Origin of the sequence: Priestia sp. LL-8 (assembly GCF_036227845.1) — a bacterium.
GTDB classification, from domain to species: domain Bacteria; phylum Bacillota; class Bacilli; order Bacillales; family Bacillaceae_H; genus Priestia; species Priestia zanthoxyli.
Genome location: NZ_JAZAQH010000001.1, coordinates 4,872,133 through 4,895,161, shown reverse-complemented (window position 1 = coordinate 4,895,161; position 23,029 = coordinate 4,872,133). Strand labels below are relative to the sequence as shown.

Annotated in this window: 23 protein-coding genes; 17 read left to right on the top strand and 6 right to left on the bottom strand. The window is 37.9% G+C overall.

What is annotated here, in order from left to right; all coding sequences use genetic code 11:
* Positions 1-3 precede the first annotated feature (3 nt).
* Both U9R83_RS25610 and U9R83_RS25605 read right to left on the bottom strand, forming a co-directional pair.
* Positions 4-1,533 (bottom strand): flotillin family protein, encoded by a 1,530-nt coding sequence (locus U9R83_RS25610; protein WP_013085445.1) that lies wholly within the window; start codon positions 1,531-1,533, stop codon positions 4-6.
* A gap of 20 nt (positions 1,534-1,553) precedes the next feature.
* A complete protein-coding gene (locus U9R83_RS25605; protein WP_013059777.1) occupies positions 1,554-2,087 on the bottom strand; it encodes an NfeD family protein in 534 nt (177 codons plus the stop codon).
* Positions 2,088-2,717: 630 nt separating this feature from the next.
* On the opposite strand from U9R83_RS25605, the gene U9R83_RS25600 reads away from it, so the two are divergent.
* Complete coding sequence (locus U9R83_RS25600) at positions 2,718-3,770, top strand: glycosyltransferase family 4 protein (protein WP_013059776.1); 1,053 nt, start codon at positions 2,718-2,720, stop codon at positions 3,768-3,770.
* A 37-nt stretch (positions 3,771-3,807) separates the two neighbouring features.
* On the opposite strand, the gene U9R83_RS25595 is transcribed toward U9R83_RS25600, so the two are convergent.
* The gene (locus U9R83_RS25595; RefSeq protein WP_014457782.1) at positions 3,808-4,806 is read right to left on the bottom strand and encodes an LCP family protein; all 999 of its coding nucleotides are present in this window, start codon (positions 4,804-4,806) and stop codon (positions 3,808-3,810) included.
* Positions 4,807-5,001: 195 nt separating this feature from the next.
* A complete protein-coding gene (locus tag U9R83_RS25590; protein ID WP_243550078.1) occupies positions 5,002-5,637 on the bottom strand; it encodes a YigZ family protein in 636 nt (211 codons plus the stop codon).
* Between the two features lie 439 nt (positions 5,638-6,076).
* On the opposite strand from U9R83_RS25590, the gene U9R83_RS25585 reads away from it, so the two are divergent.
* From U9R83_RS25585 to cudC, 15 genes are all read left to right on the top strand, one after another.
* Positions 6,077-7,225 (top strand): sensor histidine kinase, encoded by a 1,149-nt coding sequence (locus U9R83_RS25585; RefSeq protein ID WP_013059773.1) that lies wholly within the window; start codon positions 6,077-6,079, stop codon positions 7,223-7,225.
* Between the two features lie 77 nt (positions 7,226-7,302).
* Positions 7,303-7,986, top strand: coding sequence for a response regulator (locus U9R83_RS25580; RefSeq protein WP_013059772.1), 684 nt, complete (start codon positions 7,303-7,305; stop codon positions 7,984-7,986).
* Between the two features lie 383 nt (positions 7,987-8,369).
* Complete coding sequence (gene fliS / locus U9R83_RS25575) at positions 8,370-8,801, top strand: flagellar export chaperone FliS (protein ID WP_014457784.1); 432 nt, start codon at positions 8,370-8,372, stop codon at positions 8,799-8,801.
* A gap of 120 nt (positions 8,802-8,921) precedes the next feature.
* Positions 8,922-9,359: a YaaR family protein gene (locus U9R83_RS25570; protein ID WP_208732833.1), complete on the top strand. Its 438-nt coding sequence runs from the start codon at positions 8,922-8,924 to the stop codon at positions 9,357-9,359.
* 105 nt (positions 9,360-9,464) lie between these two features.
* The gene (locus U9R83_RS25565) at positions 9,465-10,310 is read left to right on the top strand and encodes a DegV family protein (protein WP_014457786.1); all 846 of its coding nucleotides are present in this window, start codon (positions 9,465-9,467) and stop codon (positions 10,308-10,310) included.
* A 79-nt stretch (positions 10,311-10,389) separates the two neighbouring features.
* Entirely contained in the window at positions 10,390-11,895 is a 1,506-nt protein-coding gene (locus tag U9R83_RS25560; protein WP_243550076.1) for a DEAD/DEAH box helicase, read from the top strand.
* Positions 11,895-12,587: a ComF family protein gene (locus U9R83_RS25555; protein WP_221780796.1), complete on the top strand. Its 693-nt coding sequence runs from the start codon at positions 11,895-11,897 to the stop codon at positions 12,585-12,587. Before U9R83_RS25560 ends, U9R83_RS25555 begins: the two co-directional genes overlap by 1 nt.
* Before the next feature lie 61 nt (positions 12,588-12,648).
* On the top strand, positions 12,649-13,062 hold the full coding sequence (locus U9R83_RS25550; protein ID WP_014457789.1) for a TIGR03826 family flagellar region protein: 414 nt from the start codon (positions 12,649-12,651) through the stop codon (positions 13,060-13,062).
* 159 nt (positions 13,063-13,221) lie between these two features.
* Positions 13,222-13,476, top strand: coding sequence for a flagellar biosynthesis anti-sigma factor FlgM (flgM, locus tag U9R83_RS25545; protein ID WP_014457790.1), 255 nt, complete (start codon positions 13,222-13,224; stop codon positions 13,474-13,476).
* A 21-nt stretch (positions 13,477-13,497) separates the two neighbouring features.
* On the top strand, positions 13,498-13,959 hold the full coding sequence (locus U9R83_RS25540; protein ID WP_223260217.1) for a flagellar protein FlgN: 462 nt from the start codon (positions 13,498-13,500) through the stop codon (positions 13,957-13,959).
* Between the two features lie 18 nt (positions 13,960-13,977).
* Positions 13,978-15,489: a flagellar hook-associated protein FlgK gene (gene flgK / locus U9R83_RS25535; protein WP_014457792.1), complete on the top strand. Its 1,512-nt coding sequence runs from the start codon at positions 13,978-13,980 to the stop codon at positions 15,487-15,489.
* Positions 15,490-15,491: 2 nt separating this feature from the next.
* Positions 15,492-16,373, top strand: coding sequence for a flagellar hook-associated protein FlgL (gene flgL, locus U9R83_RS25530; RefSeq protein ID WP_243550074.1), 882 nt, complete (start codon positions 15,492-15,494; stop codon positions 16,371-16,373).
* Positions 16,374-16,453: 80 nt separating this feature from the next.
* On the top strand, positions 16,454-16,876 hold the full coding sequence (gene fliW, locus U9R83_RS25525) for a flagellar assembly protein FliW (RefSeq protein WP_014457794.1): 423 nt from the start codon (positions 16,454-16,456) through the stop codon (positions 16,874-16,876).
* A 24-nt stretch (positions 16,877-16,900) separates the two neighbouring features.
* Positions 16,901-17,131 carry a carbon storage regulator CsrA gene (gene csrA, locus U9R83_RS25520; protein WP_013085431.1) on the top strand — a complete coding sequence of 77 codons (231 nt, stop codon included), beginning with the start codon at positions 16,901-16,903 and terminating at the stop codon, positions 17,129-17,131.
* A gap of 226 nt (positions 17,132-17,357) precedes the next feature.
* Complete coding sequence (cudC, locus tag U9R83_RS25515; protein ID WP_014457795.1) at positions 17,358-17,912, top strand: choline uptake/conversion transcriptional regulator CudC; 555 nt, start codon at positions 17,358-17,360, stop codon at positions 17,910-17,912.
* Between the two features lie 43 nt (positions 17,913-17,955).
* Here cudC and U9R83_RS25510 read toward each other — a convergent pair whose 3' ends face one another.
* On the bottom strand, positions 17,956-19,158 hold the full coding sequence (locus U9R83_RS25510; RefSeq protein WP_014457796.1) for an iron-containing alcohol dehydrogenase: 1,203 nt from the start codon (positions 19,156-19,158) through the stop codon (positions 17,956-17,958).
* 21 nt (positions 19,159-19,179) lie between these two features.
* On the bottom strand, positions 19,180-20,637 hold the full coding sequence (gene betB, locus U9R83_RS25505) for a betaine-aldehyde dehydrogenase (RefSeq protein WP_208733445.1): 1,458 nt from the start codon (positions 20,635-20,637) through the stop codon (positions 19,180-19,182).
* A gap of 652 nt (positions 20,638-21,289) precedes the next feature.
* On the opposite strand from betB, the gene U9R83_RS25500 reads away from it, so the two are divergent.
* On the top strand, positions 21,290-23,002 hold the full coding sequence (locus U9R83_RS25500) for a sodium:solute symporter family protein (RefSeq protein ID WP_042991818.1): 1,713 nt from the start codon (positions 21,290-21,292) through the stop codon (positions 23,000-23,002).
* Positions 23,003-23,029: the final 27 nt, after the last annotated feature.

Genomic DNA, 23,029 nt, shown 5'->3' with positions numbered 1-23,029 from the left:
TTTTTAGATATCTTCTTTCTTGTTTTGTTGCTTGATTTCATCCGTTAGTTCGTGCAAGCTTTGTCGCACATTTCCTTTTCCAGAAAAGTTTTCAATCAATTCCTTCACATCTATACCTGAGGATGCTTTCAGCGATTCTTGAAGAGAAGACATTAAGTTTGTTGCATAGCCAGTCACTTTATTAGCTCCGCTGTTTTCACCGTTGCTTCCTGTGTCCACAACCGTAATTTTGTCGATATTTGCTAAAGGACTTGCAACTTGTTTTGCATATTCAGGAAGCATTTTGATAATCATATCTAAAATAGCCGCTTGACCGAACTGCTCGAATGCTTCAGCTACTTTTTGTTTAGCTTCAGCTTCAGCTAAACCTTTTAAGCGGATAATCTCAGCTTCAGATTCACCTTGGGCACGCTGAGCTTCAGCTTTTGCTAAACCATCAATTCGAACGCGTTCAGCTTCAGCTTTAGCCATTGCTTCAATTCGATATTTGTTGGCGTCTGCTTCAGCAAGCTGTTTTGCTTTTTCAGCTTCAGCGGATTGCTCAACAGAGTAACGATCTGCATCTGCTTTCTTTTTTACTTCAGAATCGTATTGACGCTCACGACGAAGAATTTCTTTTTCTTCTAATTCAATTTGTTTCTGACGTTCAATAATGCGGATTTGCATTTCTTGTTCTGTTACATCTTGTTTCGCGCGAGCTGTTTCTAGATCATATGCTTGGTCAGCGCGAGCTTTGGCAATATCTTGTTCGCGACGATATTCAGCGGTTTTTAACTGATTCATTTTTTCAGCTTCCGCGATTTCTGTATTTCGCTCAAGTTCCGCTTTTTGGGCATCTTTATGAGCCTCAGCACGCTTGATTCTTGTTTCTTTTTCAGCTTCCGCTGTTGCAATGTCAGCATCTCGTTTAACTTGAGCAATACGAGGCTTCCCTAGCGATTCTAGATAGCCGTTCTTATCCCGAACGTCTTTAATTGTAAACGATACAATAATTAATCCCATTTTAGCTAGATCTTGTGAAGCTACGCGCTGTACTTCTTGAGAGAATTTTTCACGGTTTTTATAAATTTCTTCTACCGTCATAGAACCAAGAATCGAGCGAAGGTGACCTTCTAAGACTTCTCTAGCTTCAGTTTCACGATCTTCTTTTGCTTTGCCCAAAAACTGCTCAGCGGCCGTTGCGATTTCTGAAATAGAACCTCCAATTTTGATGATTGATACCCCATCAGCCATAACAGGAACACCTTGTTCTGTATATACTTCAGGTGTAGACACTTCCAGTTTGCTTGATAGCAAGCTCAGAGGCTCAGCCTGCTGAAAAACTGGCAGCACAAACGTACCGCCGCCGCGAACAATTTTAATGCGGTTTCCGGATTCATCGACGTGCACGTTTTTATTTCCGAGATAGCTCCCTGTTACAATTAACGCTTCATCTGGACCTGCTGTACGGTATTTTGTAATAAATACGGCAATCAGCGCAATTAATAAAAAAACAACAATTCCAACGACAACTAATATAGGTGTTGAAAACATAAAACTCCCCCTAATACTATTTATAATGAGTGATTGGTCATAACTTCTTCATAAATCACAACGAGTGCGTTGCCCCTTTGTATATCTACCACAAGCACTTTGCTGCCTAAAGGTATAGCAGTGTTTTTAAAGCTGGCAGCGGGTTTGGAGATCGTGCCGCTGACCCCTTCGATAAATACTTCTCCATAACCATCTGCAGGAACGGAAGTAATAATGGTACCAAGTCTTCCTTTTAACGAATCTTCAGTAAAAGCAAGAGACTCTTCAGCCGATGATAAAGGAATCAATACGAAAACGTTGAGCAAAATAACGAGTAGAAGGGCAATAAGAGCGGAAATCGAAATAATCCAATAATTTTGCAATGACGTATAGGTGAACAAATATCCACTGGCACTAAAGAATGTTAAAAAAGAAAAAAGAAGAGTGGGGTTAAAAAAAGGTATCGCTTCGGATAATCCATCTAACAAATCGCTAAATAAAATGTATAAGAAGGTGAGACTTCCGCAGATAATTAATCCATACAAATACACTGTTTGAACAGATAGACCGAACATAGTTCATTCAACACCCCCTTTATGTAAGATGATTGATGCTGTTTCTACTATGTATTACGAACCGTATCAAAAAAAGTTTCATTTTTTTTGATAAAATTCCTTTTTTTGTTTAATTTTATCTCTGTCCATTTCACTATATTTTAACTTTTAAATGTTATAAGATAAGGACAACGATTCAGTGAATGTGGTTTGGAGTAGTGGACATGCATAGGTCAAAAGTTTGTTCATATAATGAGTGGGGCCATGTGAAATAAAAATAAAGGTTTAAATATGTTTAATAAAAAGGAAAAAGAGTTAAAGATGACGAATAAATTAGACGAAAAGGGGGGAGTTCGCTTATATTTTAATAAAATATAGTAAAGAAAATGTTCTACATAAAATAACCACATAAGAATAAAGTAAATCAGCTGTTTATACACCAAAAAATACGGTTCTTTTCTATTAATAGTTTGTAAATGTGCTAATTTTTGAGAATAAATTTCTATTTAAGTAGTAGAATCATTGTGATATAATCCATTTTGGGAATAAGTAAGTAATTATTGTTATACGCAATTTGAAATACTATCCAATTATATAAAGTTGGATACATTTTTTATGGTTTTGGTTAACATAAACCTGAGGAGGGTCTCCATGCTATATTTGACCTTGTTTATTTGTTTTATTACATCTATTCTGATCACTCCGCTGGTTAAGAAGCTGGCGTTTAAAATAGGTGCAACGGATAAACCAAATCAACGAAAAGTTCATCAAAAAATTATGCCTCGCCTTGGAGGTTTGGCGATATTTTTTAGTTTTCTTATTGGATACCTCGTTTTACAGCCTGACAGTAAATATGCGCTGCCGATTTTAATCGGAAGCATCATTATCATTATTACCGGTGTCTTAGATGATATGATTGAGCTATCCGCTAAAATCAAATTAGGCGGTCAGCTAGTAGCGACATTAATTGTTGTTGTATACGGTGGAGTCCAAATTGACTTCATTAACTTGCCGTTTGGCGGAAAATTAGAATTCGGAATGTTAAGTATTCCAATTACGGTATTATGGATTGTGGGAATTACCAATGCTATTAATTTAATTGATGGATTGGATGGATTAGCTGCGGGCGTTTCCTCTATTGTATTGATTACCATCTCGGGTATGGCTATTATGATGGGCAATGTGTTTGTGACAAGCATGGGTTTCATCGTATTGGGAAGTACGCTCGGATTTTTGTTTTACAACTTTCACCCCGCTAAGATTTTCATGGGCGATACAGGAGCACTATTTTTAGGCTATATGATTTCTGTATTGTCTCTGTTAGGATTTAAAAATGTAGCGGTTATTTCCTTCATTGTTCCAGTTATTATTTTAGGGGTACCAATTTCAGATACGTTCTTTGCTATTATTCGCCGAATCGTAAAAAATCAACCGCTATCGGCTCCTGATAAATCTCATTTGCATCATTGCTTGTTGCGCTTAGGGTACAGCCATAGACAAACGGTTTTAATTATTTATGGAATGAGTGCGATATTTGGTTTAGCGGCAGTTATCTTCTCAAAGGTACAAACAATGTGGGGGTCTTTTCTTGTACTAGCTATCCTCCTTGTAGCGATTGAAATTATCGTTGAAAAGATAGGACTAGTTGATAAGACATATAGGCCAATTCTCAACATGGTTCGTGGGCTTCGTTTAAAAAATTAATTAAAAAACCTCTTGGATATCCAAGAGGTCTTTTTAATTATTCTGTTGTATCTGAAGTTGATTCAATGCCTAAATGCTTGCGGAGCTTTTCACTTACTTTTTCCACTGAATCATTATCTAGTTTGAAGTAGTAAACGCCGTTAATTTTTTCATCGCTACCGTCTAAGTTAACGGTTTCGATGTCTACTTTTTTCGAAGCATAATCATAAAACGAAAGCATTTCACCGAACATTAAATTCGTTTTCATATTATCGCCAACAGCTTCGATAAGATTGCCATATTTATTTAGTGATCCAATGGAGGCAGCTTTTTTAATCATGGCTTCAATCAACTGCTGCTGTCTTTTTCCTCGCTCAATATCGTTGTCTTGTTTTCGTGTTCGAGCAACAGCTAACGCTTCTTCACCATTTAAATGTTGTTCTCCTGGTTTTAAGACAATAGCATTATGACGATCTTTCGAGTCTTTTTCACTCATCGCATAAGGTACATCAAAATCGATTCCGCCAAGTGAATCTACAATGTCTGTGAAAGCCTTGAAATTTACTTTAACATAGTAATCAACAGGGACATTAAACAGCTGTTCTACCGTTTCTACCGTTGCTTTTGGACCGCCGTACGCATGCGCATGAGTAATTTTATCTTTTTTATTCACTTCAGGTATATAAACTCTTGAATCTCGAGGTATGCTTACAAGCTTCACGGTTTTATTCGTTTCGTTAAAAGTTGCTAAAATTAAAGCATCTGTACGGGCTGATTTTCCGAATTTCCTCGTTTCACTATCATCTACGCCCATAAATAAAATGGATATATCATCTTTTTTGGGGTCAATTTTACGATCACGCATAGGAGAATTATCGCGATCTCCGAGACCTTCATAAGAATCAGAAGCTACTGTTTTAGCTTTAACAAATAAATAAGAGCCATAAGCGGTTGCAGAAAGCCCTAAAATAAGGATAGGTAACAGAAAAAATGTAAAAAGCCTTCGTTTTCTTTTCCGTTTGTTTACTCTTTTTTGAAAACGTCTATATTGAGCCATACGGTTTCTCCTTTTATTCGTATATTCGAACACTTATTGTGACACTTAGTATGTGTTATAAATTGGAATGTATGAATCAAACTCGTCAAAGCTATGCATCTGTACGAGGTTTTTACTCATTGACAAGTAGCGCAACCATCAGAATAGTTGCGCTATTTATCAATTGTACAATGTTTTTTAATAAGAGTAAATAATTCATTCTACATCTTCTTCTAAATAGGTCGTCTCACCTGCTCGAATATCTGCTTGGCCGTTTGTTAGCTCGGTCATCCATTCAGTAAATGCTTCTGTTTGAGTTTCCTCTACAAATGTTTCAATCTCTACCATATCTGCGTAGTGGATTTCTTTTAATAGATAAACGGAACTGCGAAGCTCATTTTCTAATTTTCCAAGCCATGTATAATCGACGTTTGTATGCATAACCGCCATGAGAGTTCGTTTGACTGTACCTAATTCATTCAACGCTTCGGAAACGGATTTTCCATACGCGCGCACCAAGCCACCTGCGCCCAATTTAATGCCTCCGAAATAGCGCGTAACGACGACCACGGTATCCTTTAAGCCTCTCTTTTTAAGCACTTCTAACATTGGTACGCCTGCTGTGCCACTTGGTTCTCCATCATCGTTTGCTTTTTGAAATTGATCTCGTTCTCCAATTAGGTAAGCTGAACAGTTATGAGTAGCATTCCAGTGCTGTTTTTTGATGTCTTGGATAAATTGCTGAGCTTCTTCCTCAGTTGTTACACGTTTCATATGACAAATGAATCTAGATTTTTGAATAGTGATTTCATGTGAACCTTCTTGTTTTACGGTATAATATTGTGATAACAATCAAAAAATCCTCCTTAGCGTTATAAATAGAAGAAAAACGGGTATTTACGTACTGTTTACTTGCTATTAGTATAAAATGTTTATGAAAAGACATCAATTAATCAAATTCAACATCACTTAAACAAGCCATACAGAATATACGTTATAATAAAAGAGTGTGCAGGCTTGTATAGCTAAATAATGAAATGATTTAAACAGGCAGTTAGTCACTGTTGAAGAGTGAGCGTAAATGGTAATCTATTCAAATAACGCGAGTCAAGCGTCGATTGATGTCGAGTTTGAGGGTACTAAAAACAACCGTTACTTTTTGGATATAAAAAGTCAGATAGGGAGAAAATATGGATCTTATCCTCACAATTCAGATAGGTCATACGAATACTATATATAGCATGAACGTATAGACATTTCTCCGAATGTGAGTATAGTTTGGGGTGAGTAAATGTCGAAACATAAATTAACAAGCAAGGCACTTGATGAAATTTTTGAGAAGATTATTGGCACAGTAGGAGATAGTAAAAATGAAGTCTATCGTCTTTCTGAAGATGCCAGACAAGAATATCAGCAAATTAAAGAAGAGTTAGAAGTGTTAAAAGGAAAAGTTCTTGAGACGATAGAGCAAGGCGATAAATTGGAAACTCAGGCAAGGTTGGCTCGAAAGCGTTTGTCTGATGTGAGCCGACATTTTCAAATTTATTCAGAGCCTGAAGTAAAAGACGCTTATGAAAAAGCACATGAATTACAAACCAAGCTACTGATGAATCAGCAAAGCGAATATCAGCTGCGTAATCGTCGAGATGAACTAGAAAGACGCTTGCTTACATTGGAAGAAACGATTAAACGTGCAGATCACCTAGTAGGTCAAATTTCCGTTGTGTTAAATTATTTAACAAGTGATTTAAAACAAGTAGGGGAAATAGTAGAAGATGCTATTCAAAAAGAGTATTTTGGCTTTCGGATTATTGAAGCTCAGGAAGAGGAACGGAAACGTTTGTCAAGAGAGATTCATGACGGCCCAGCTCAAATGCTTGCAAATGTTATGATGAGATCGGAATTAATTGACCGAATTTACCGGGAACGTAGTGCAAAAGAAGCAATGGAAGAAATTCGAGATTTGCGAAAAATGGTTCGTTCTGCCCTATACGAAGTGCGTCGAATTATATATGATTTAAGACCGATGGCACTTGACGACTTAGGTCTAATTCCGACGCTACGTAAATATCTTGATACAATCGAAGATTATAACGAAGGCAAGCCTCGGATTACGTTTATTTCCATTGGACAAGAGAAGCGAACTGCTTCAAAATTAGAAGTAGCACTGTTTCGTCTAGTGCAAGAAGCTGTAACGAACGCATTAAAACATGCAGACGCGACGGAAATCCAAGTGAAGATAGAGTTCAACAATGAACACGCTATTTTGCTTGTCAAAGATGACGGCTGCGGTTTTAATCAAGAAGAGAAAAAAGAGAATTCGTTCGGCTTAATAGGAATGAAAGAGCGTGTTGATTTATTAGATGGGACTATTTCTGTTCATTCGAAAATTAACCAAGGCACGCTTGTTATGATTAAAGTACCGATTATAGCCGCTTAAAAAGGCAGAGATATGTATATAAATAGGGGTCAATATAGAGTAAAACATTTGTTGTTCGATTTGGGGAGGAATCAAACATGCAGACAAGAATTATCATAATCGACGATCACCAATTATTCCGTGAAGGAGTAAAAAGAATTTTAGATTTCGAAAAAGATTTTGAAGTAGTTGCAGAAGGTGACGACGGTAGCGAAGTTATTGACCTTGTAGAAGAACATCAACCTGATGTTGTAATCATGGATATTAACATGCCGGCTGTAAATGGTGTAGAAGCTACGAAAAAGCTTGTAGAAGTAAATCCGGATGCTAAAGTTATTATCTTATCTATCCATGATGATGAGACATATGTAACTCATGCCTTACAAACAGGGGCACGAGGCTATCTGCTAAAAGAAATGGATGCGGATGCGTTAATTGAAGCGGTGAAAGTAGTTGCAGAAGGTGGTTCATATTTACACCCTAAAGTAACACATAGTTTAGTAAAAGAGTACCGTCGACTAGCAGCTCAAGGACAATCGTCTTCTTATCCGCACGAACCAATTGAGATTCGCCGTCCACTACATTTGTTAACACGTCGTGAGTGCGAAGTGCTACAACTGTTAGCTGATGGTAAAAGTAACCGAGGAATCGGAGAAGCATTATATATTAGTGAAAAAACCGTTAAAAACCATGTGAGTAATATTTTGCAAAAAATGAATGTAAATGATCGTACTCAAGCTGTTGTTGTGGCAATTAAAAACGGTTGGGTAGAAGTAAGATAAGTCCAAAAGTCTGATATACCACTAGGTATATCGGACTTTTTTTTTCTTTTTATAACTTTTTTTGAAATTGTGGGTAAAAAGTCATGTTTAATGAGAGAGGAAAACACCCGATAAGTTAAAGGGAGAAAATATCTTTTAGGAAGGCGAAGGGTGATATCTTTGCGCATTTACTCGTCCTTCAAATTTCGACAAAAGCATCCATACCTCAAAACAATGTCCATCAATTTGACGCAAGCTCTTGTAAAGGAAGGTCTTTAATACTTTGAGATACATATGAGGTTGTAGAAGAATTTATTCAAACCTCAACTGGTATCCTTTAGAAATTTAAGAGTTAGCTTTTAGTCAAATAAATAGAAAACTGATTTAAAGAAGACAAGAAGGTGATGAAGCTGAATTTTATAACGGAAGAATTAATCTATCATAAATCTCCGCAAGAGCTAACGGCTATGATGTATGAAAAATTCATTCAAAATATTGATGACGCTGTTATAGCAATTCAACACAGCGATTATTTTATAGCGAATGAAAAAATTAAACAGTGCAACGATATTTTATATCGGCTAGGAATTGGCTTAACATATCAAGCAGGTATCATTGCAGAGCAGTTAGATATCCTATACAACTATATGTCTGAGCGATTAATTATGGCTAATTTTAAAAAAGATACGTTTGTTTTATATGAAGTTCAACAAATGATGCAGAAACTTTCTAACGCTTGGAATGAAGTGTTAAAAGCAACGCCTAAAGTTACCTCTTCGCTCCGAAAAAACAAGCTGTCTTCTTATGAACAGCACATAAGTATCACTCTTAGCTAAAGGATAATCATCATGCCCACACATCAGATGCCTCTCGAAACCTTTCAGCTAATCAAGCTGGCACATCTAAAAGTCTAAATTGAATGGAGTGTATACTAACAGAGAAAGGAGAGATACATAGTGGAGGTGCAGCGAATTAACGGTCTTTCTTCTTCCGTGAATCTCATTAGAGAAAAAGAAGTAAGTGGTTCGGTTTCATTTACAGGAGTAATGGCCAAGAAACAAAAAGAACTAACCTATGAACATTTAACTCAAGTGATAAATAAAATTGAAGAACAGGGAAAGCAGTTAGTGAAAAGTCAAACCATTGATTCTTTACGGAAATACAAGACGCTTGTGAAGCAGTTTATGAACGAAGTCGTTAAAAATGGTTTTGAACTGCATGAAGAAAGAGGATTTAACCATAGGGGAACGACTAAAGTATATAAGTTAGTGAAAGAAGTGGATACGAAACTAGTTGACTTGACAAATGATATCCTTCAAAAAGAAAAAGACAGTTTAAATTTACTCAAGCGGGTTGGAGAAATTCAAGGTTTGTTAATTAATATGTATACGTGAGGGAGCTTTACTAATAGGTAAACCTCTCGTTACATGCATTTTAATCCTAAATGTTGTAGAATAGAGTGAAATTATTTTATATAACAAAGGATGGATCCCTATCTTATGAAAACAGCAATTATTACAGATAGTACCGCCTATATATCAGAGGAAATTCGATCAAACTATCATATACATATGGTACCGCTAAGCGTTATTTTTGGTGAAGAAACATATCGTGAAGAAGTAGATATGACTGCAGATCAATATTTTGAAAAAATTAAAGAAGCAAAAAATCTTCCAACCACTTCTCAGCCTGCTATCGGAGAATTTGTAGAGTTGTTTGAACAGTTAAAACGAGATCAATTCGATGCTGCTATCGTTATTACGTTATCTAGTGGAATTAGCGGAACGTATCAGGGTGCTTTGACGGCAGGTAGCATGGTAGAAGACTTTGATGTGCACGTATTTGATTCAGAAATCAGCTGTATGGTTCAAGGCTTTTATGCGATTGAAGGAGCCGAGATGGTCCGATTAAATAAACATCCTGACGAAATCATTGCGCGTTTTGAAGAGATGAAACTATCAATGCGTGCGTATTTTATGGTAGATGATTTATCTCACTTGCAGCGTGGAGGTCGCCTAAATGCTGCTCAGGCTATTATCGGAAGTCTGCTTCAAGTAAAGCCCGTGCTCCATTTTGAATCTAAAAAAATCGTTCCGTTTGAAAAAATTCGTACGCGTAAGCGAGCATTAAAACGAATCACCGAGCTTCTTGATGAAGATGCAAAAGAAAACGTACCTATGAAAGCTGTAGTTATTCATTCTAATCGTGAAAATGAAGCAAAAGAAATTCAACGAGACTTAGAACAAGAATATCCTCATATTGAATGGAGTCTTTCTTATTTTGGCGCTGTCATTGGCACGCATTTAGGTGAAGGTGCTATTGGTATAGGTTGGTATAAAAAGTAATCGAAAACCAAATCATTTGATTTGGTTTTTTTGCAGGAAAAAACACCTTTTTTTGCGTATATAGATGTGTACGATAAACATGGAAAGGAATGAAGATATGCTTTTTACTGTTAAACAAGAATTGCTAGATCCCGTTCAAGTACCTAGCCCAGCTGCTTTTCCTCTCTCAAAAATCAATACGTGGAGAACTCCACCTTTAAATCCTTCATACCCCTACTCTTTAGATCTTCAGCGCTCTCTAAGCGGAAAGCAGCTTCTACTAACTCAGACTCCCTATCCTTTATCTCTCATTCATGAACATTATCTAAACGGATATATTTCCTATCAAAAAGCAATTACCCAGAAAGAAAACGGATATAAATGCAACCGGTGTGGAAGTGATAGCCCCTTTTATTTTGCTTCATTTCCATGCAGTAGATGTCACCAGGACTGCTACTATTGCCGAGCATGTATCGTAATGGGCAAAGTAAGTGAGTGTACACCCTTTATAAACTGGGAAGGACCAGCAAGTAATGTCCTGCCAAAAAGCAGCGTGATGAATTGGAAAGGAACGCTGTCTAAAGCTCAAGAACGTGCTTCAAATGAACTCATTCAAGCTATAAAAAAGGATGAAGAGCTGTTAATTTGGGCTGTTTGCGGAGCAGGAAAAACGGAAATTTTATTTAAAGGTATTGAATCAGCGTTGAACAGCGGAAAGAAAGTCTGTATTGCTACTCCAAGAACAGATGTAGTGATTGAGTTAAAGCCAAGAATTCAATCGGCATTTCCAGATATGTCTGTGCTGGCTATGTATGGAGGGAGCGAAGACCGTTTTCATGAATCCTCTCTTATTATTTCCACCACTCATCAACTTCTGCATTATTATCAAGCATTCGATGTGTTGATTATTGACGAAGTAGATGCATTCCCGTATTCAACAGAGCCTATGCTGCACTACGCTGTTGCAAAAGCAGCTAAACACGCTGCATCAAAGATTTATTTAACAGCGACTCCAAGTGAATCATTAAAAAAAGACGTTGAGCAAGGGAAAAAACAAGTAGTTAAAATTCCAGCCCGCTATCACCGAATGCTTGTTCCTGTTCCTCGTTTTGAATGGTGTGGTAATTGGAAGAAAAAAATGAAAACAGATACCTTGCCTGCTAATGTTGAGAAATGGCTGAAAAAAAGAATAAATGAAGGGAAACAATGCTTTATCTTCGTCCCGCAAATTAAGTGGATTGCTCCGATCACAGACATGATTCGAAAGCTGACGGGAAAGGTCGAAGGTGTTCACGCTGAAGATTCTCAGCGAAAAGAAAAAGTGATGAAATTTAGAGAAGGACAGCTAGTTATTTTAGTAACGACAACAATATTAGAGCGAGGCGTAACGGTTCCCAACATAGATGTTGCAGTATTGGGAGCAGAAGAAACGATTTTTACTGAAAGTGCTCTTGTTCAGATTTCAGGAAGAGTAGGGAGGAGTGCTCAATTCCCAACGGGCGACGTGGTTTTTTTTCATTATGGGCAATCTCTGTCTATGCGAAAAGCAAAAGAACATATTAAATATATGAATGCTCTAGCTTATAAGGAAGGGCTGATTGATTGATGACAATATGTCTGATTTGTTTTGAACCTCTTGTCTCTTCATTCGATTGGAGGTCATTGTTAAAACCTTCTTCAACGGACAGGATTTGCACTGTTTGCTTGCAAAGATGCTCTATCATTAGCAGTAGCATTTGCAGGGGGTGCGGCCGCTCTCTTGCAGACCTGGCTCCTTCTCATTATGAGCTAGACACATGTATGGACTGTCAGAAGTGGAATGATGCTTCTTTTTTTAACCGTTCTCTTTATACGTACAATGATTTTATGCAAAGCATAATAGAACGTTTTAAATTTCAAGGAGATTATGAAATTATCCAAGCATTCAAGGAGCAGTGGTATAAGTTCTATAAAAAAGAATGTAATCCAAAAGCTATACTAGTTCCTATACCTTTAACGGACGAAAGATTATATGAGAGAGGGTTTAACCAATCCTTAGCGCTAGCTGAGCTTCTCAGTGATAATATAGAAATACCTCTTATTCGCTGTTCAGGAACAAAGCAATCAAAGAAGAATAGGCGAAGTCGGCTGACAGAAAGGCTGGAATTTAAAGTAGTCGATTCCTCAATGGTTACGAATCAAGAATTTCTCTTAATTGATGACATTTATACAACGGGAGCAACCGTGCGCCAAGCGGCAAATTGTTTGCAGGAAGCTGGGGCACGTTCGGTTCGTTCGCTCACTTTAATTCGTGCATGAAGATGTATAATTTCAAACTTTGACCGATAGTAAAATAAAAAACAAATGAGGAGTTTCGAATATGGGAACGTTAGATAATTGCAGGGAATGCGGTCATTTATTTGTAAAAAATGGATCAATAAACATGTGTAAATCATGTTTTGACAAAGAAGAAGCTCTGTTTCAACGTGTTTCTTCATTCTTGAAGAAAAGAGCAAATCGTACAGCAACGACTTACGAAGTGATGAAAGGAACGGGCGTTTCAGATTCGTTAATTCATCAATTTATTCGACAAGGTCGCTTAGTACTAACTAATTTTCCAAATATAAGCTATCCATGCATGCAATGCAACGCTCAGATTCGAGAAGGGAAACTTTGTCATTCATGCTCTCAAGAAATTAAACATGGGTTAGAAAAGCATAATCGTGAGATGATTCGTTCAAATGAAGAGCCGACGCGTCCCACCTATCGTTCTAACGAAAGGAAAAAAGAGTAAAAGTGTGCTGAGTGTTTGCAGGTTCTCTATCTATAGACCTATGTTTAAGGTGGACTGTGAAAATGGTCTCAACTTCCTTGCCGATGCTAAAGGTTTGGGTGGAAATTCCGATATAATGAATAGAGATAACGGATACAAATATAAAAAGAGGTGAGAGAGATGAAGATTAACCCATCGAACTTATTTGGAATAAATCCGTACAAAAAACAATCAGAAAAAACAGAACAGGTCTCTAAAAAGAATCCACAAGACCAGATTCATATTTCATCTGAGGCGAAGAAACTTCAGGGAAATGAACCATCTCCAGAAAGACTTGAAAAATTGGAGAAACTAAAACAGCAAATTAACAGCGGAACATACGAAATTAACGGAAAAGAAATTGCTAAAAGTATTGTAGATTTCTATAAAAAATAAAAGGACTGACATTGATTGAACGTGCAAGAAATTCAAACGATACTAGAAAAACAAGTAACGCTTCACAAAAGTTTGTCTGTCATTGTTAAAGAGAAAACGAATTTTATTATTAAACAAGATGTAAAGGCATTGACGGCTTCTTTGCAAAAAGAGCAATCTCATATAGCTGCTATTTCTGCACTGGAAACAAAACGTGTAGAAGCGATGGAAAAAAGCGGGCATGCTGCTCGCTCTATTGAAGAAATAGCAGGCTCATTCTCTGAATACTCCATCTTGATACCCTTTCAAAAACAGCTAATAGATATCATTCAAGATATAAAGTATGCAAATGACTTGAACAATCAGCTGCTCACACAGTCTTTGCAGCTGATTCATACCGAACTAGACCTTCTTGTTCCATCGAAACGAGAGGATTCGTTCAATTACACAAAAACAAATAATAGATCCTTTCAGTCCAACTCTATTTTTAATTCGAAGGTATAAAGAACGGAGGAAAGCAGAATGAGTTCAACATTTCATGGTTTGCAGGTGGCTAAACGAGGAATGGATGCCCAACAAGCGGCTCTTTACACGATTGGCCATAACGTATCTAATGCAAATACGCCGGGCTATACGCGTCAGCGAGTAAGTTTAGAAACGTTCCCAGCTTATCCAGCCCCAGGGATGAATCAGACTGGAACTGCGGGTCAAATAGGAATGGGAGTAGAAGCCAGCACGGTAGAGCGAATACGTGATACATTTTTAGATACCCAGTATCGAGATGAAACCATTAAAGTGGGGTATTGGGATGCACGCGCTGGTGCTCTTGAAAAAATGGAGGAAATTATGAATGAACCTACTGAAGATGGACTTTCAGCTGTTTTTAATCAATTCTTTGAGTCCATTCAAGATGTAGCTTCACACCCTTCAGAAGCAGGAGCCAGGTCTGTTATGATTGAACGAGCTGAAGCAGTAGGCGATACCTTCTCTTATTTATCTACTTCTCTAAAAACGATTCAAGGTGATTTACAAAACGAGCGTGACGTAGCTGTAACACAAGTGAATTCTTTGCTAGAGCAAATAAATAACGTGAACCAACAAATACAAAATGTAGAACCGAATGGCTATTTGCCTAATGATCTGTATGATGAAAGAGATCGGTTGCTAGATGAGATTTCTAAATTTATGCCGGTTTCTTTAGAGTATACAAAAAGCAGCGGGAACGCTTCTGCAACGTCAGAAGGAGTGGTAACGGTTCAGCTTCAAACTTCTCAAGGGTCTATTACCCTTTTAGATGGGAAAACTCATCAAGTAAATGCCATCAGTTTGACAACAAATCAAGATTCCTATGTGACGGAAATTCATATAGGGGATGAGATACGGAACCCTGAGTCATTTCCTCAAGGAAAACTTAAAGGGTTAATTGAGGCTTCTGGATATATAGATAATAGTGGTAATAAAACAGGTGTTTACGCTTCAATGATTGATGATCTAGATGAAATGGCATATGAATTTGTGAAATGGTTTAATGATAAGCACCAACAAGGTGTCACGCTAGATGGTGATACTGGTATGTCCTTTTTTAATGAGATTTCTCAGAAAGAAGGGGCTGCAACTGGAATTGTTATTGCTGATAAAATTAAACAAAACACAAACAATATTGCTGCTGCTTCTGGTGCTGCTGGAACTGATCGCCAAGGAGATGGACAAAATGCTCAGCTGTTGTCTCAATTTCGTCAAAAGGTGCTTATTAATTCCGGAAACGGAGCTGTTTCATTAGATGGATTTTATCAATCTGTCATTGGCCAAATGTCAGTAGATGCCCAACAAGCGAACCGCTTAAAAAGTAATTCAGAAACTCTCCAGGGAGCTGTGGAGCAAAGGCGCCAGTCTACCAGTGCAGTTTCATTAGATGAAGAGATGACCAATATGATTCAGTTTCAGCATGCATATAACGCTAGTGCCCGTATGGTGACTATGATTGATGAAATGCTTGATAAAATTGTAAACGGTCTTGGAACTGGAGGAAGGTAAATATGCGTGTCACACAAGGGATGTTAGCGGCTAATTCGTTAAAACAGATTAGCAATAGCTATAATAAGCTGGAAACACTTCAAAACCAATTATCAACGGGAAAGAAAATTACTCGTCCGTCGGATGACCCGGTAGTGGCTACTAAAGGAATGGCTTATCGTTCTAATCTTTCTGAAGTAAATCAATATAAACGTAATTTAACAGAAGCCCAGTCTTGGTTTGATAGTTCAGAATCAGGACTTGAACAAGTCAATTCCATTCTTCAGCGCACGAAAGAGCTGGTCGTGCAAGGGTTAAACGGTACGAATGAAAGTGATGACCGCCAAGCGATTGCACGTGAAATTGAACAGTTAAAGCTGGATTATATGCAAGTAGGCAATACGCAGGTGGCAGGAAACTACATTTTTAATGGTGTAAATGTAGGAGCGCCGCCTGTTAGTGAGGACGCAAGCAGTATGATAAAATCAACTATTAACCTGGATCCTTTTTCAGTTGAAGTCTCAAAAGGTATCCAGCTGAGAGTCAATATTCATCCTGAAAACATTTTTGGACAAGGTGCATTCGACTTAATGAACAGCGTTCAAACAGCTTTTGAACAAAACGATGTAAACTCACTAAAAGATCTCTCTACACAGGTAGACACGCAGCTGTCTACGCTATTAGCGGAGCGATCTGAATTGGGAGCAAGAAGCAATCGGCTTGAGTTGATCGAAAACCGCCTTGATTCACAGGAAATTACGGCTACTAAGATGCTTTCAAATAATGAAGATGCAGATATTGAACAAGTCATTACGAATTTAACCGTACAAGAAAGTGTGCATCGTGCTGCTTTGGGAGTAGGGGCTCAAATTATTCAGCCTACGCTGCTAGATTTCTTGCGTTAAAAAGTTCCTTCTAAACAGAAGGAGCTTTTTTACAATGAAAAAAGTAATAAGAAAAAATCAATTAGCAAAGGTGTGATGAGATGAAAATTTCAACAAGCTATCATGGAGATATAGAAATAGATAATCAGCAAACACTGACATTCAATCAAGGGATTCCAGGTTTTTTGGATGAAACTGAATTTGTTATTTTACCACTTCCGGAAGCCGAAGCTTTCCAAGTTCTGCAGTCTATTCAAACCAAAGAACTCGCTTTTATTATCACGGATCCATTTCAGTTTTTTTTAGATTATGATTTTCAACTAGAACCTCAGGAAATTGAAAAGCTTCAATTACAACAAGCGGAAGATGCAGCTGTTTACGTAATGCTTACGATGTCAGATTCTGTGGAAAAGATAACGGCTAATTTGCAGGCTCCTGTTATTATTAATACAAAGCAGCAGCTTGCTAAACAAGTGATTTTAATGAATACAGCTTATGAAACGAAGCACAGGTTATTTGAGTAAGAGGAATAGATAAGGAGTGATTCCATGCTTGTTTTAACACGAAAGTTAAATGAAACAATCAAAATAGGTGATGAAATTGAAGTGACCGTCCTTGCAGTTAATGGTGATCAAGTAAAGTTAGGAATTCAAGCTCCAAAGTCTGTAGATATTCATAGACAAGAGATTTATGAAGAAATACGTAACGAAAATAAAAGTGCTTCTCAAATTACACTGCATGCTATTGATATGCTGAAACAATTACCGAAAAAGAAATAAAACGATCAGTTTGAAAATAATCAAAAATATACGGTATAAATAATATCTAAATCGGGAAAGATAAACACATAGTATTCCCCACTATGTCTTAAGCCTTTCTCTTTAAGAGAAAGGCTTTTTTTATCAAAAAAATTGAACTGAATTTCTGTTTTTTTCCTTTTTATCGTGTATCATTAAATTTATTAAGTATAATTCAAATAAATTTAACAAAAGAGGAGAAGAACGAATGAGTGATGTTCAAGAGTATCATGATTTATTAAAAGAAGCGGAAGATGTTGTCGTCAGCGCCCTGGCTGATACGATGGATTTATATGGTGTCACACCTTCAGTAGGAAGGCTGTATGGCATGCTTTATTTTATGGATGAACCTGTTACGCTAGATCAGATGAGTGAAGAATTGGGTATGAGTAAACCAACGATGAGTACGTCCATTCGTTCACTGCAAAATATTGATATGGTCCACAAAGTGTGGAAAAAAGGTGTTCGAAAAGACCTATATGAAGCAGAAAAAGATTTTTCTAAGTCCTTTTTTTCTTTTTTCTGTAAGAAGTGGCAAAGAGAAATTTCGGTTAATTTAGAGGCAATCGAAGAAGCGGAAAACAAGCTGCAGATTCTTTTAAACGATGAGAATGTACCTGAGGAGATCACAGTAAAAGCAAAGCGTAATTTAGCGCAGATTACAGAGTCAAAACAGTATTATTATTTCTTGAAAAAAGTAGTGAAAGTTTTTGACGACCGAAGAATCATCGATATTTTAAATGAAGAATTAGCGAAAGAATAACATAAAAAAGGCTGTTGAAAAATCAACAGCCTTTTTATTATTTTTACACGGTTAACGGTGTAGCTTCAAAACAGCGGTTATAAATCCATTCGTAACTTTTTACCGTTAAATCACGAGGGTTACCCACTGTTTGTGGATCATTAAATGCTTCTTGAGCTAAGCGAGAAACGGCTTCTTTTGGAACACCTTGTTCTTCTAAAGAAGGGATTTGTACATCTTTAACTAGTTGGTATACTTCACGAACAGCTGCTTGAGCTGCTTCTTCAAGCGTTAATTCATGTGTATTAACGCCTAGAGCTTGAGCGATGCGCGCAAATTTTTCAGGTTCACCCATCCAGTTATATTCCATTACAGGACCTAGCATCGCTGCTACGCAAGGGCCATGAGCAATTGGATAAATGCCTCCTAATGTTTGAGCCATCGCATGAGCTGCTCCGGCAGACTCACTTCCATATGAAAGTCCCGCAAGCATAGCTGCATGCGCCATTCCATAGCGTGCTTCGATATCCTGACCGTTTGCAACTGCACGTCGTAAGTATTTTCCAACGTACTCAATAGCCAATAAAGCAACAGAGTCTGTCATTGGTTGTGCAAAATGACATGTATAACATTCAATTGCGTGCGCTAATGCGTCGATTCCTGTACCGGCCGTAATGTGTGCAGGCATAGACACGTGCAGTTCTGGATCAATAATGGTTAAGTGGGCAGCAATTAAAGGTCCGCCTGTATTAAACTTAAACTCGCGAACAGGATCCGTAATAACAGCCCACTGTGTGACTTCACTTCCCGTACCGGCAGTTGTAGGAATAGTCGTTAAAGGAGGGATACGTTTTGTTAAAGGTTTTTTTCCTTCAGCAGCTTCATAATCTAATACGGGAGCATTATGAGCTACTTCCACACCAATAGCTTTTGCCGTATCCATTGAACTTCCGCCTCCAACGGCTACTAGTCCGTTACATTCATTTTCCTTGTACATTTTTGTGCCGTCTGCTACTACGTGAATAGAAGGGTTGGCTTCTACTTGATCAAATAAAATAACATCTACGTCCGCTTCTTTTAAACTAGCGATTACAGGGTCTGCTAAGCCTACTTTCTTTACACCAGGATCTGTTACTAATAAAACTTTAGATACACCTAGGTTTTTTACTTCTTCTCCAGTATGTCTTACAGCACCAATTCCATGTTTTACAACCGTTGGCATCTCAAAACTTTTTAAACGTTCCATTCTTTCAAATCGCATAAACATCTTTACATTCCCCCTTGAATTTTATTGAAACCAGCGCATTGGCTGTGGATTTGTATTCGTATAAATATGTTTAATTTCCGTATATTCTTCTAGCCCAATGTGGCTAAGCTCTCTTCCGATCCCAGATTGCTTATAGCCTCCCCAAGGAGCCTGCGGGAAGTAGGGGTGATAATCGTTAATCCACGTTGTTCCCATACGGAGTGCTTTCACTACACGTTCAGCTCGGTTCATATCACTTGTCCAAACGGCTCCAGCTAATCCATAGATTGTATCGTTAGCAAGTGCCACCGCTTCTTCTTCGGTGCTGAAGCGCTCAATGGTCATAATTGGACCAAATGACTCTTCTTGGACAACTTTCATATCTCCATGACAGTCTGTAAAAATGGTTGGTTCAATGAATAAACCTTTTTGTAAAGAATCTTGAGTTGGACGCTTACCTCCTAAAACAAGAGAAGCACCTTCTTGTTTGCCAAGCTCAATGTAATGTTCCACTTTAGCTAGGTGCTCTTTTGAGATAACAGGTCCCATTTGAGTGGCTTCATCCATGCCATCTCCTAGCTTGATTTTTTTGGCTTGTTCAATAACTGCTGAAACAAATTTATCATGAATGTCATCTTGAACTAGTAATCTCGCACCAGCTGAACACACTTGACCGGCATGAAAGAATACCGCATTTAATGCATAGTCAACTGCAGTATCAAAGTCAGCGTCAGCAAAGACGATGTTTGGATTTTTCCCTCCAAGTTCAAGAGCGATTTTTTTAAAGTTGCCTGCGGCAGCCTGCATGACTTTACGTCCGGATACACCGCCACCTGTAAATGAAACTAAATCTACTAAGTGACTTTCTGCCATTTCTTGTCCAACGGTCGCACCCGGGCCAAGCACGATATTAATGACACCTGATGGGAAGCCAACTCTTTCAAAAATTTTCATCATATGAATAGTTGTTAAAGGGGTAATTTCGCTTGGTTTAATAACAATTGTATTCCCAGCAGCAAGTGCGGGAGCCAATTTCCAAGAGGCTTGCAATAAAGGGTAATTCCAAGGAGTGATTTGACTGCACACGCCTACAGGTTCGCGGACAACGCGGCTAACAGAGTCGGGATTAGGTGACTCAATCATCTGTCCACCATCTTTATCTGCTAATCCAGCATAGTATTGAAAGACATCAGCAATTCCATCCATGTCTGCTAGGCTTTCAACGAGGGTTTTTCCAGTATTTAAGGTTTCAAGTTTTGCTAGTTCCTCGCGATCATTGCGAATTTCTTCGGCTACTTTAAATAGCAAAGAACCTCTTTCGGCCGCTGTAAATTTAGACCATTCACCTGCATCAAAAGCTTTTCTAGCTGCTTCAATGGCTTCTACAGCATCAGCACGATTTCCTTCTGTAACAACAGCGATAATCTCTTGATTAAAAGGATTTATAATTTCTCTTTTTTCACCGCTGCGTGCTTCAACCCATTCGCCGTTTATGTGCATTTTTTCAAGCGTAAGTGTTTGTTCCAATAGCACCGACCTCCAAATAATAGAATTTGTTAAATTTATATTTAACGTTCTTAACAATTCGAATTATAGCACCGATTATTTAATTTAGTCAAATTAAAAAACTTGAAATGTTCTGAATTTAATAGAAAACCTTCTCTATAGGAGGGTGATCATTCGGATATTAGGAAAAAATTTAATAAAAAGATGCTGATTGCTATGCCGCTTGATGCAAAGGGTTTTTTGATACATAAACTAAGAGAATATTATTCTTTTTACAGATAAAAAAACTCGAAATTTTTTGACAATATCCTAAACATTCAGATATATTAACCATAGTACCGTATCTGCTTGCATACAAACCTTGAAAAATAAAGAATTTCAGATGTGGAAATTAAGAAAGGAGTTTAAGTAGATAATGAAAACATTCATGAATTTTTAGCGAAATAATAAAACACGTGAAATTAAATTATTTTAGTATAGCTATATAACCGTAATTCCTCCCCTTAATATTGGTATTTATAATCCAACTATTTATATTTTATTCTAAAAAAATCTATTTTTAGGTTTAATTGTATGCTAGTAGGAAAAAGGAATAGAGGACATCTATGTCTTTAGATTTCTTCATCAATTTAAAGGATGTGAGACGATGCAAAATGCTAAAAAGCCCTTTCGTTCAGACACACAACAAGCCAGGCCTGAAGAGTCGAATGAGACTTCTGACTTTTCAGGAAAATCAAACAGGAACAACCGTCTACTAACCCCCTTATGGACAACAATTATAGGATTTTCAATCTTTATGGTTGTTGCATTTATCTATTCTCTCTATAATCCAGATCTCTATTGGCCAGGCCTCATTTTAATGTTCATTATGTATGGTGTTATTTATTTTATTGGTGCTCGAGCCGCTGCAAGTAAAAAAGGAAAATCAGACGATATGCTCGTTGCAGGAAGATCGATGCCGCTATGGATTTCAATGTTTACAATGACCGCCACTTGGGTCGGTGGAGGATATATCGCTGGAACGGCTGAAACCGTTTATTCCTCAGGGTTGACATGGACTCAAGCACCGTGGTGTTATTCAATCAGCTTAATTTTAGGCGGTATCTTTTTTGCTAGAAAGATGAGAAGATTTGAGTTTATGACAATGCTCGATCCTTTGGAATCTCGTTTCGGTAAGAAAATGGCTACGGTTCTTTATTTTCCAGCTATATTAGGAGAGCTGTTTTGGAGCGCAGCTATCTTAACCGCTTTAGGAACAACATTCGGTGTGATTTTAGGCCTCAGTTTTTCAATTTCCATCATTCTTTCCGCACTTATTGCCATTGCATACACCGTGATTGGCGGCTTGTGGGCAGTAGCACATACCGATATCTTACAGCTTTCTATTATGTTTTTAGGACTATTTCTGGTACTTCCCTTTGCATTTTCGAATACGGGAGGGGTGGGAGCCGTTTTTTCTACTTATTCAGAAGGTATGGCTGGTTCTCTTCATTTATTTCCTCCATTAAAAGGCTGGGAAGATCCGAAATGGGGAAATACATATTGGCAATGGTGGGATAGCACCTTTTTACTTATTTTTGGTGGTATTCCATGGCAAATTTATTTTCAGCGCGTGTTATCTGCTAAAAATGAAAAAGCAGCAATGTGGCTATCTATTACAGCCGGCATTTTTTGCGCTCTAGCGGCCTTGCCTCCAACTTTAATAGGAATGATTGGTTATAGTGCAGACTGGTCTTCATTCGGAGCGTCAAGCCCGGAGAGCGCGTCTATGATTTTAACATACGTATTTAAATACCTAACGCCTGATTTAGTAGGAGCGATTGCGCTTGGCGGACTAGCTGCTGCCGTCATGGCTGCAGTAGCGGCTTCATTGCTTTCAGCTTCGGGTATGGCAGCTTGGAACGTGTATCGTCCGATTGTAAAACCAAATGCGACACAGGCGCAGTTAGATAAAGTTATTAAGCGTTCAATCATTATTATTGGAACCGGAGCAACTCTAATTGCTTTAAACTCTGAGAGTGTCTACTCTTTATGGTATTTATCAGGGGACCTAGTGTATTGCATACTTTTTCCGCAGTTGGTTTGTGCTTTATTCTTTAAAGGAGCTAACTGGTACGGATCTTTGGCTGGGTTCATTGTGTCTCTTGTTCTTCGAATCGGTGGAGGAGAACCATTGCTTCATTTAAAGGCACTGCTTCCGTACCCGATGATTGAAGACGGAGTGGTCATGTTTCCGTTTCGTACATTTGCGATGGTAGGCGGGTTGTTAACTATTTTTATCGTTTCTTACACGACGCGACGTATTTGCCCTCCTCAGCCGCTTCGAAATCTTCATCGTGACATATCGGTTGAGAAATAATCAAAAGCAAAATAAAAAAGCCGCATC